The 9,286-nt window shown below is 59.2% G+C and carries 12 protein-coding genes and 1 pseudogene; 9 read left to right on the forward strand and 4 right to left on the reverse strand.

Going from position 1 to position 9,286, the window contains the following annotated elements; all coding sequences use genetic code 11:
* The 3 genes from AC1DZU_RS34825 to AC1DZU_RS34835 form a co-directional block, all read left to right on the forward strand.
* Positions 1 to 273: hypothetical protein (locus AC1DZU_RS34825; RefSeq protein WP_477291905.1), on the forward strand; the 273-nt coding region annotated here is incomplete at its 5' end.
* 37 nt (positions 274 to 310) lie between these two features.
* Positions 311 to 460, forward strand: coding sequence for a hypothetical protein (locus AC1DZU_RS34830; protein WP_477291907.1), 150 nt, complete (start codon positions 311 to 313; stop codon positions 458 to 460).
* Between the two features lie 693 nt (positions 461 to 1,153).
* Complete coding sequence (locus AC1DZU_RS34835) at positions 1,154 to 2,110, forward strand: SMP-30/gluconolactonase/LRE family protein (protein ID WP_477291909.1); 957 nt, start codon at positions 1,154 to 1,156, stop codon at positions 2,108 to 2,110.
* Positions 2,111 to 2,271: 161 nt separating this feature from the next.
* Here AC1DZU_RS34835 and AC1DZU_RS34840 read toward each other — a convergent pair whose 3' ends face one another.
* Together AC1DZU_RS34840 and AC1DZU_RS34845 are read right to left on the reverse strand one after the other, a co-directional pair.
* Positions 2,272 to 2,508 carry a hypothetical protein gene (locus AC1DZU_RS34840; protein ID WP_477291911.1) on the reverse strand — a complete coding sequence of 79 codons (237 nt, stop codon included), beginning with the start codon at positions 2,506 to 2,508 and terminating at the stop codon, positions 2,272 to 2,274.
* Between the two features lie 88 nt (positions 2,509 to 2,596).
* The gene (locus AC1DZU_RS34845) at positions 2,597 to 2,761 is read right to left on the reverse strand and encodes a hypothetical protein (protein WP_477291913.1); all 165 of its coding nucleotides are present in this window, start codon (positions 2,759 to 2,761) and stop codon (positions 2,597 to 2,599) included.
* 283 nt (positions 2,762 to 3,044) lie between these two features.
* Between AC1DZU_RS34845 and AC1DZU_RS34850 the strand changes: the two genes are divergently transcribed.
* The 4 genes from AC1DZU_RS34850 to AC1DZU_RS34865 all read left to right on the forward strand — a co-directional run bounded on the left by AC1DZU_RS34850 (position 3,045) and on the right by AC1DZU_RS34865 (position 5,071).
* Positions 3,045 to 3,221 carry a Flp family type IVb pilin gene (locus AC1DZU_RS34850; protein ID WP_477291915.1) on the forward strand — a complete coding sequence of 59 codons (177 nt, stop codon included), beginning with the start codon at positions 3,045 to 3,047 and terminating at the stop codon, positions 3,219 to 3,221.
* Between the two features lie 239 nt (positions 3,222 to 3,460).
* A complete protein-coding gene (locus AC1DZU_RS34855; RefSeq protein ID WP_477291917.1) occupies positions 3,461 to 3,718 on the forward strand; it encodes a hypothetical protein in 258 nt (85 codons plus the stop codon).
* A gap of 144 nt (positions 3,719 to 3,862) precedes the next feature.
* Positions 3,863 to 4,531 (forward strand): ankyrin repeat domain-containing protein, encoded by a 669-nt coding sequence (locus AC1DZU_RS34860; RefSeq protein WP_477291919.1) that lies wholly within the window; start codon positions 3,863 to 3,865, stop codon positions 4,529 to 4,531.
* Between the two features lie 27 nt (positions 4,532 to 4,558).
* The gene (locus AC1DZU_RS34865) at positions 4,559 to 5,071 is read left to right on the forward strand and encodes a YHS domain-containing (seleno)protein (protein ID WP_477291921.1); all 513 of its coding nucleotides are present in this window, start codon (positions 4,559 to 4,561) and stop codon (positions 5,069 to 5,071) included.
* A 43-nt stretch (positions 5,072 to 5,114) separates the two neighbouring features.
* Here AC1DZU_RS34865 and AC1DZU_RS34870 read toward each other — a convergent pair whose 3' ends face one another.
* Complete coding sequence (locus tag AC1DZU_RS34870) at positions 5,115 to 7,334, reverse strand: adenylate/guanylate cyclase domain-containing protein (protein WP_477291923.1); 2,220 nt, start codon at positions 7,332 to 7,334, stop codon at positions 5,115 to 5,117.
* Positions 7,335 to 7,764: 430 nt separating this feature from the next.
* Here AC1DZU_RS34870 and AC1DZU_RS34875 point away from each other — a divergent pair, with 430 nt between their 5' ends.
* On the forward strand, positions 7,765 to 8,226 hold the full coding sequence (locus tag AC1DZU_RS34875) for a phasin (RefSeq protein WP_477291925.1): 462 nt from the start codon (positions 7,765 to 7,767) through the stop codon (positions 8,224 to 8,226).
* Between the two features lie 75 nt (positions 8,227 to 8,301).
* Here AC1DZU_RS34875 and AC1DZU_RS34880 read toward each other — a convergent pair whose 3' ends face one another.
* Complete coding sequence (locus AC1DZU_RS34880; protein WP_477291927.1) at positions 8,302 to 8,481, reverse strand: hypothetical protein; 180 nt, start codon at positions 8,479 to 8,481, stop codon at positions 8,302 to 8,304.
* Between the two features lie 621 nt (positions 8,482 to 9,102).
* Between AC1DZU_RS34880 and AC1DZU_RS34885 the strand changes: the two are divergent.
* Positions 9,103 to 9,286 (forward strand): annotated as a pseudogene (locus tag AC1DZU_RS34885) (hypothetical protein); the annotation flags it as partial.

Consider the following 9,286-nt stretch of genomic DNA (forward strand, 5'->3'; position numbering starts at 1 on the left):
CGCGTGACCCTGCATATCCTGACAGCCAACTATCCCTACTCGATCATCGACGCGAAGGCCAAGCCCGGCGACAGGATGAGATTCGAGGGCGACGTTGTGCATGTCGACGAGGATTTAGGTCGGGTGACGGTGCAGGTGCTCGGCCGTGTCACGGTCGAAGCCAGTACGGTCGAACTGGTCAGAAAGTACCAACGGCCGAAAGACACGGGGGTCGCTGATCGACCAGCCGACCTGACCCAGAGTCCGAGAACTACGTCACCGGGCCACGTGTGATGCCCGCGCGTCTATTCGGAAGGACAAGCGGGTTTTGATGGACCACTACACCCACGGCGATAGCGGCAAAGGCGTCATCGACAAGGTGTTCGGGAAGAAGAAGCCGCGCAAGGCCGCGAACGCCGATGACAAAGCAACCAAACCGGTTACAAGACCTTACACCAGTCGAAAGCGAGAGGTCGGTTAAGCGATTGATTTTGTGGGGGGGAAAAGCGTGGTGCCAGATTTGATACACACCCTTACCAAGAGAGTGCTCTACCACTGAGCCGCAGCAACGGACGCCTCAATAGCCGCAGACGCCTTGGATTGCAAGGCGTTGAACCGGCTGTCGACATGATGCGCGGTTTTGGCTCGCTGTAACCATTGCGGCACCACACGAGCATGAAACGCCAACCAATCGACACCATTCGAGTGAGAGCTACACCGTTTTTGCAACCAGGTGCCAATCTGGATGCGAATTGAAATAGAGGCTCGTACAAGCGTTTTCTGTACCCCCGGCCTTCACTCTCACTACCAGCGAAGCCCTCCGCGCGCGTCCTCGCCCCCGCCACGCCTCGAATTGATAGGGTTACGAGGTTTCCCCTAGCCTCGATTCCGAGAAACCATCGAAACCGCTTCTGCTTGGCAATGCAGAACCCGTTAAGCTGCGTTAGATAAGTGCCCGGTAATTACGAGCGGGTAACAGCCGGCGCGGTTGCCTTAGCCCGTTGAAACATGCCAGGCGGGCTGGGTCGGAACTTCTTTAATCGGCCTTGCACTGACCTCCCCGGTAGCTCGCCCTCAACGAGCGCAAATCCTACTTCGGCAGGCTGGTCAACTGCTGTATTATTGCTGGCGCCCCTGAACTTGCGAACGCTGGTTTTTGGAAGGAAATCGTAAAATGACAAGATTTCTGGTTGCTGATGCCGCAGACAACTTCCAATTTTGGCCCAATCTGCTGCTCATGAAAGCATTCGGCTTCACCTGCGCACTTCTCGGCGTTCTGTTGCTCACAACAGGTTCCACCTTCGCGGCGGATTCCTCCGTCGTCGCGCCTGGTGCGAAGTTGGAAAAATTGGGCGAAGGTTATGGATACACCGAAGGTCCGGCAGCGGATGTTGATGGCAACGTATTCTTCACCGACGACCCGAACGATCGTATCGTTAAGTGGAGCGCGGTAGACGGGAAATTCTCCGACTGGCTCAAGCCAGCGGGACGCGCGAATGGAACTTACTTCGACAAAGTCGGCAATCTCATCGCCGTCGCCCCCGATAAGGGCGAACTATGGTCCATTGCGCCCGACAAGAAGGTTACGGTGCTGGTCACGAACTTCGACGGCAAGGTGTTCAACGGCCCGAATGACTTGTGGATTCGTCCGGACGGCGGCATCTATTTTACCGACCCTGATTTCGATTCATATCACGACCGGAGCACGCGGGTGGAGGGCCAAAACGTCTACTTCGTCACGCCCGACTACAAGACCGTCACGCGTGTCACGACCGACCTGATGAAACCCAACGGCATCATTGGCACGCCCGACGGCAAGTTGCTTTACGTAGGGGACTACGGCGCGAGTAGGACCTATGCCTACGATATCCAGCCAGATGGCGAGCTCACGAACAGACGCGTCTTCTGCAAACTCGGTTCTGACGGCATGACCATCGATTCTAAGGGCAACGTCTATCTCACGCAAATTGGTGTGGCTATATTCGATAAAACGGGAAAGAGGATCGAACATATCGACGTACCCGAGACGACGACAAATGTGACTTTTGGTGGCAAAGATAACGACCTGCTCTTCATCACCGCAACCGGCAGTGTTTACGGTATCAAGATGAGTGTGAAGGGGGCGCGCTAGAAGCCTGTCCAGATTGACGTCGTTTGGGATACAGATCTGTTACATGCGCAATGTAACCGCGATGATGGCAGCGGAAACAAAACGGGCAACCACACGCCTGGACTTGTGACGAAAGGGCATGAGAGAGGGGCTGGTCCTGATTTGCGGCTGGGAAATTCTCGCTAGACACCCTTCGCCCGGGCATAGGACGAAGGCTGAGGTTGCGGCGCGAGATAATAGGTGAACTCGCGCTCGAGCTCGGCCACCGCCTCATCCTCGGTCGCCTCGCGTCCGCGCTGGCCGCCGTGCTTGCGCCAGCGGTTGTCATGGGTGGAGATCGACCAGAACCAGGATCCCGCACTCGGCCGTGCTGCTCGCCAAGGATGCGGCCGACGCTGTCCGAGCCGAGAAAGGAACAAGCGAAGTCGCGTGGCCTGCTCCCGCCAGCGATGACGGTCCGTTCCCAATCGAGCCAGAGGCGCGCGCCTGGATCGCGAACGAACCTCCCTAGGGCCTCTTCACCTTCGGCGTGATCTCCTCGATCCTCACCTTGTCGCCGATCTCTTTCGCCGTGGCCAGCGCTTTGTCCTTGTCCTTCGTGGTCAGCACTGTCCGCCAATGCGGCTTCTCGAGCACACTGACAATGTTAGTGGTGGCCGGCTTGCCGGGCATCGCTCCCCAAGGGCGCCCCCTGAAAAGCCCGCGCCTCTGCAGAGAGCGAGGCCCGATCTTCGCCAGGCAATGGAGGGCACCACCTGCCTCCAGGTGATGCTCTTAGGGATCGCTGATATTCCCTCCGCTTGCGTTGCTCTTCCGCCGGATGCTTTCGGTCCCACGAGATGCGTCCAAAAGTCTGACAAAACTTTAACGAACGCGCAACTTAGAAACTTAACGCACCTGCAACTCGCGGTGATCTATTAGGATTTTCTTATAAAAGAAGGCAGGGGGTCCTGACATGCAAAATGTGATTGCCCGTTTTATTCGAGACGAATCCGGCGCAAGTGCAATCGAATATGCACTTATCGCTACCTTGATCGCCCTCGCCATCATCACTGGTGCCGGTGCACTCGGCAATTCGGTCAACACCAAATTCAAGACGATCGGCAATACGCTCAACACCAGCGGATCGTAGGGCGACAAACCAGCTAGCACTCAGCGGCAAAGCCCGCGCGCTCTCTCGGCATAGCGGCGCGGGCCGATCAGGGCGGTGTGTATCCTGATCTGCGGCAGGGATGGGGTGAGCATCCTGCCGCAAGTGAGAGACTTTTAGATATCGCTAATGTTCCGTCAGGCGAGTTTGGACCGATCGATTAGCCTTGCATAAGAAGCCCGTGCCAAGGAGGGACCAATGACGCGAGCCTGGCTGGATGTATGCCCACCAGCCTTGCGACGGAGCCAAGCAGCGGCATCCGATGCATTAAATCAACTATTCGATTGCTCTTCGCCTGCAGCCCTTTCAATCAGCGCCTGAACGTCTCTGCGCGTTTCGTTTCGCTTTGGATCACCGCAATCGCTGCACTATGGGCTGTGTCGGCGGCCTGGCGCTTCCGGAAGCGCGATGTAATCAGCATGGCCGCCTGCCTGCTGATAGCCATTCTAGCGGTGGTGGTGCAGGTGCTGCCCGGATAGCCCGCTGCAGTGGGTGACACAGGGCACCTCGCGCGACTTCGACGCGCGCACAACCTGGAACCCTATGGCTCCGCTGCGCCGAATGTATTAGACTGGTCTGATACACGTCCATCCGCGGGCGAGCGGCGTCCGGAGAGTTAGACGATGACGGTCTCTAGGCGATTGTTCCTGCCGAGGGCCTTCCCAATGCGGGTTCGGCCTTTTGGAACCGGCTGGCTTCGGACTTTCGGTCGGGCTCTCGTCGTTACTTTCATTTGCTGGTTTCTCGCCGGTGCGGCGATTGCCGGGCCGCTCCACGACTCTGCGCGGGAGGGCGATGCTGGCAAGGTCGCCGCGCTCCTGGCACAAGGCGCCGATGTGAACGATCGCGACGAGAGCCGTCAGACGCCGCTGATCGATGCGGCGCTTGCCGGCAATACCGAGGTCGCCATTGCGTTAATCGGGGCCAAGGCGGACATCGAAGCCCGCAACGATCGCGGCTTCACCGCGCTACATGCGGCAGCCTACTCAGGAAGCCTGGACATCGCAAAATTGCTGCTCGACCACGGGGCCGAGGTCGACGCGTTGAGCACGCACAAGATCACGCCGCTGCATGTGGCAGCAGAGGAGAACCAGACGGCCATCGCGGAACTATTGCTCGCGCACGGCGCACAGCTAGAGGCAATCCAGGAATACGGGTACACGCCTCTCAGCCGCGCGACATTTTTTCAGAGCGCCGACGTGATGGTCTTGCTCAAGAAGCACGGCGCAAAATGCCAACCTAGGGAGACGATGGGGTCGTCGTATAAGGTGTGCATCGCGCTCGGCAACTGACATCGAGAAGGGTTACGGGAGAAGAACATGACAGAGAACCGTTCCAAGACGTTTGACAGCATGCTTTGCGCGGGACTGGCCGCCGCGTCCCTCCTGCTCTTCGGCACTGGCGTATCCTACGCTGGCGACGGAGTGAACACCGGATACTTCGGCAACGTCGCCATACTTGGCTACGATCCGGTGGCATATTTCACAGATGGTCGCGCGACGATGGGTTCGCACAAGATCTCGAAGAAGTGGCTCGGAGCGACCTGGTATTTCGCCAGCGTCCAACATCGTGATGCCTTCATTTCCGAGCCGGTGCGCTATGCCCCTCAGTTCGGCGGCTTCTGCACCGGGGGAATGTCAGCGAAGGAGGCATCCGCGAACCTTGACCCGGAAGCCTTCCGCATCGTCGATGGCAAGCTCTTCCTGTTCTCCGGAAAAGGGGGCCTGGAGGAAGACTTCGATGCCAACCCGGCGCCTGTCATTGCGAAGGCGGAAGCCGAATGGCCTGCGGTCGAAGCGAAGGAATTCGAGGCTAGAGCGGCGGCCAACTAGCTCCGGCGCGATGTCGCGAGCCCCGCAAGTTGAATGGCGCCAGTCACGGAGACACCGAGAAATACCAGACGGTGACGGAGTCCGGCCAAACGTACTCGTCCTGCGTTTCGCTGCTCCCCTGGGGATTGCGATAGACCGGGGCGCAGAACTTGCGGCCGAGCAAGGTCGCGGTGGATTGCGTGCAGAAGAGGTCGCCATCCACGCTGGACGCGCCGGTGATGATGCTGCTTTGCGAGCTCAGTGCGAAATCTCCATTTGCACTCAGCTCCATGACGAACGCCGCGCCATTGTACTGATGTCCTCCCCATGTCCGATCGCCCGTTAAGGCTCGTATCGCGGCGGCGCTCAGGCGGTCCTCCGCCTGAGCGCGAAAATCGAAGCTCCGCTCGGGAATCCCCGCGGCGCGAAGGGCGTCCAGCCGGTGATCGAGGTCCTCTTGCCGCCGATGGTGGGCGTAAACGATACGATAAGCAGCGAGGTTCTGCTCGGGTATCTTTTTCAGGATTGCTGCAGCCGCATCGTGCGCCTCGGCCTTGCGGCCCAGCCGCGCATTTGCCATGGCCAGCGTTTCGAGACCAAGGTCGCTGCGCTCTTCCGGCTGGACCTCGCTCAGCGCCTGCAAGGCCTTCTCGTACTGATGGTTCATGTAGAGCACGAAGCCGTAGTAGTCGAAGACCTGGGCGCGCGGCTTGGGATCGAGCCGCAACACGCGTTCCATCGCTGCCAGCGCCTCCAGGTTCTGTCCTGCGTAGGTCAGCACGATCGCCCGATTGAGCTCCGCCTCCGCGCCGTTCGGGTCCAGCGCGACGGCTTTCTGGACCGACGCGATCGCCTGGTCCCATTCGCCGTCCAGCATCTGCAGGATGCCGAGCACGGCATAGGCGCGCGCAGATTGCGGATTGAGCTCCAGTGCCCGCCCCGCTGCTTCATAGGCGCGCTGGCGGGCGACGGCGCTGAGCATAACCGTCTGAAAATCGAAGCCGAGGACGTCCACGGTTGCCCGGGCATAGCCCGAATAGGCGTCCGCGAACATAGGATCGAGCTTGATCGCCTTTTGATACAGGGACAGAGCCTCACCGAGAGACCTGAAGTCGACCGCGTATGCTTTCTGCTCGGCGCGGGTGTAGAAATCGTACGCTTCGAGATTTCGCGTCGGCAGGCGGTTGATCTGGTCCTTTTCGCCTTCCGTCAGGCGCACAGAGAGAGCGTCGACGATGCGCCCGATCACTTCGTCCTGAAGGGCAAATATCTTGGAGTAATCGCGGTCATAGCGCTCGGCCCAGATGTTGCTCCCCGTTTTGGCGTCGATGAGCTGAACATTGATCCGGACTGCGTCGCCCTCCCGGCGGACACTGCCCTCGACCACGTAGCGGACGTTCAACTGTTCCGCGATCTTGTCGATATCGAGGGATCGATCCTTGAAGGAGAACGTGGAGTTGCGCGCGATGACGAGGAGCCCCGAGATCCTCGAGAGATCGGTGATGAGATCGTCTGCGAGCCCTTCGGCAAAATAATCCTGCCCCGCCTTCTCGCTAAGATCAGTAAACGGCAGCACGGCAATGGAGGGCTTGCCGGGCGCTGATTCAACCGGGTTGGAACCGTGACCGGGCAGGAGGGCAATCGCCTGCGGCCAGAGCATCAGCGCAACCCCTGCTATCAGAGCCAGGACGAGCGCTGCAGCGCCGTTCACAGGCCATCGCCGAGAGCGCGACTTCCTGGTCCCTCCGGTCTGTTCCAGCACAACGCGATAGGCGCGGATCCGCTCTGCAATATTCTTGAGGCGCTGTTCGCCGAGCGACTTGAAGGTCAGGCCGAGCTTGTTGTGGGCCTGATCGTAGGCTGTTCCCGAGATGACGATGCCGCCCGGGTCGCTCAGCCCTTCCAGGCGGGCGGCGATGTTGACGCCGTCGCCGTAGACGTCGTCTTTGTCGATGATCACGTCACCAAGGTTGATCCCGATGCGCAACACGATCCGGGTGTCTTCGGCAAGACTGAGGTTCTGCTCGGCGATGACGCGCTGGATTTCGACAGCGCATGCCACCGCATCGACGACGCTAGCGAACTCGACCAAAGCCCCGTCGCCCATGAGCTTGACGATGCGGCCATGGTACCCCTCGATCGATGGTTCGATGAATTCGCGGCGAAGCGCCTTGAGCCGGGTGAGCGTGCCCGTCTCGTCCAGCCCCATCAGCCGGCTGTACCCCACCACGTCTGCGGCGAGGATGGCGACCAGCTTCCGTTCAAGATGTTGGGCCTGCTCCACAGCGCATGACTATAGGGAAAGCTCCGTGACAAGACCATATGCGCGGTCAAGGAGCCGGAACCTGGGATGCGGCACGTCGAGCACCAAGCCAAGTCTTTGAAAACGGCCGATGCGGGAGACCTTTGCGCTAAATCGTGTGCCACACAGGTTTTGTGCAGCATTACAGGGATCGCGAACGCGGATCCGATATCGCCGATCTCAAGTAGGCCGGCGTCACACCGCTGGCGGACGTTGTGGTTCTCGCGGAAAAGAGCGTCAAGGGCGGCCGGGGCCGCGTAGTCCGTTTCCGCTCCGTGCGGGACGGGTGGGTCAAAGAGTCATGGTGCAGCGCAACAAAGATGTTGCATTGCACACAAACTTCCGTTAGGTAATGCTAATAGAAATGCGAAGGCTTCTTAAAAGTCGCCCCCCCAAACGAAGGATGGAAACGATGTCCAAGACCACTGAAAAGACCTCTGAATTTATCGAAAACGCGTACCCCGCTTTTGATGCATCCAAGGCCATCGAGCAGGTCAGCGCTTTCACGGAAAAGGGCGTTGAGCAGTCGAAAGAAGTTCTCGCCAAATTCAAGGCGGATTCGGAGACGACCCAGAAGGCTCTCGAGACGAGCTTCGCATCCGCCAAAGCCGCTTCCAGCAACCTGTCGCTGAAGACAATTGCCGTTCTGCGCGCCAACACTGAAGCCGCCTTCTCGCATTTCGAAGCCCTAATTGCCGTGAAGTCGCCTTCCGAATTCGTTGAACTGCAGACCGCCTTCGTCCGTAAGCAGGTTGAAAATGCCGTCGAGCAGACCAGGGAACTTCAGGCCGTCACGACCAAAGCCGTCGAGGACGTATCCAAGCCGATCAAGTCCGCCTTCGAGAAGGCGGTCAAGGACCTAAAGGTCGCCTAGCTCTTTCTGGGCGGATAGAGCGGGGCGGGTTGTCGCGGCTCTCCATTAAGAGAGCCGCGTCTACCTATGCACTTGTCAGTCCTCTTCCTTCAAATCCTCGGCTTCGTCCTTCAACTTCGGCCAGTCCGCGCCGTGCTTGCGGAGCAGGCCGCGCGCCTGTTTGGGCGACAGGTCCATAACTTCAGTGAGGTGTTGAACCTCTAGCTCCTGGCCCTTTACGACCCGGCTCGCGCCGCTTGATTTCTTGACGACCATTTCTGCGTCCTTCCCTGGTGTACCAACCAGATGAACGAGCACCGGTCTCCATGGTTCCGGCATACGGAACCATCTGCCTGCCGCGTGGTTTCTCCGTCGAAGCAGAGCTATCATGCTTAGACTGTTGCACGTGTAATGTACCCGTCCCGCCCGATCGTACGTTTATAGCTATAGCCCAAGGCCGATGTAGGTCGTCGTCACGGCTTGTCGGTCATCGCCTGGCGCGCTCACCTCAGCACCCACCAAACAATGGCGGCACACAGCAAAAGCACGATCGCGGCACACGCAATCAATACACCTCTTCGCGTTTGCCACCTTGGCGGCTCAGCCGGCACAAGCCTGAACTGCTGGGCATGCTCGGTAGCGATTTTCAGGAGGGATAAAGCCGTTTCGTGCGGCGTCCACCCCTGCGCTTCCGAGGCAGTCACCAGCGCTGCGAATGCGGCTTCCAAGGCGACTTCACAGTTGGCCTCCCGGTCTGGGCTATCCTTTGGCAATATCGGTGGTTCGACGGCACGGGGCATGCAGACAAATCGGCTCGCCGATGAAAGGTTCCCGCACTGCCAAGGCATATATTAGCAGTCTCTTGACAACCAGACGCGTCGCTCCAGAATCCTACTCATGGCGCGGGAAATCAACATAGGGGATCGGGTGGCGGTCTTCGCCACGGTGGGGAAGCGCGTTGACGATCGCGTGACCCTGCATATCCTGACAGCCAACTATCCCTACTCGATCATCGACGCGAAGGCCAAGCCCGGCGACAGGATGAGATTCGAGGGCGACGTTGTGCATGTCGACGAGGATT

The organism is Mesorhizobium sp. P2_A12, from assembly GCF_056405075.1.

What these genes read in the sequence shown, in the direction of transcription:
- AC1DZU_RS34830 (WP_477291907.1), top strand. Translation starts at nt 311, where the DNA reads ATGGACCACTACACCCACGGCGATAGCGGCAAAGGCGTCATCGACAAG.
- AC1DZU_RS34865 (WP_477291921.1), top strand. Translation starts at nt 4,559, where the DNA reads ATGACAGAGAACCGTTCCAAGACGTTTGACAGCATGCTTTGCGCGGGA.
- AC1DZU_RS34860 (WP_477291919.1), top strand. Translation starts at nt 3,863, where the DNA reads ATGACGGTCTCTAGGCGATTGTTCCTGCCGAGGGCCTTCCCAATGCGG.
- AC1DZU_RS34845 (WP_477291913.1), bottom strand. Translation starts at nt 2,761, where the DNA reads ATGCCCGGCAAGCCGGCCACCACTAACATTGTCAGTGTGCTCGAGAAG.
- AC1DZU_RS34880 (WP_477291927.1), bottom strand. Translation starts at nt 8,481, where the DNA reads ATGGTCGTCAAGAAATCAAGCGGCGCGAGCCGGGTCGTAAAGGGCCAG.
- AC1DZU_RS34875 (WP_477291925.1), top strand. Translation starts at nt 7,765, where the DNA reads ATGTCCAAGACCACTGAAAAGACCTCTGAATTTATCGAAAACGCGTAC.
- AC1DZU_RS34850 (WP_477291915.1), top strand. Translation starts at nt 3,045, where the DNA reads ATGCAAAATGTGATTGCCCGTTTTATTCGAGACGAATCCGGCGCAAGT.
- AC1DZU_RS34855 (WP_477291917.1), top strand. Translation starts at nt 3,461, where the DNA reads ATGCCCACCAGCCTTGCGACGGAGCCAAGCAGCGGCATCCGATGCATT.
- AC1DZU_RS34835 (WP_477291909.1), top strand. Translation starts at nt 1,154, where the DNA reads ATGACAAGATTTCTGGTTGCTGATGCCGCAGACAACTTCCAATTTTGG.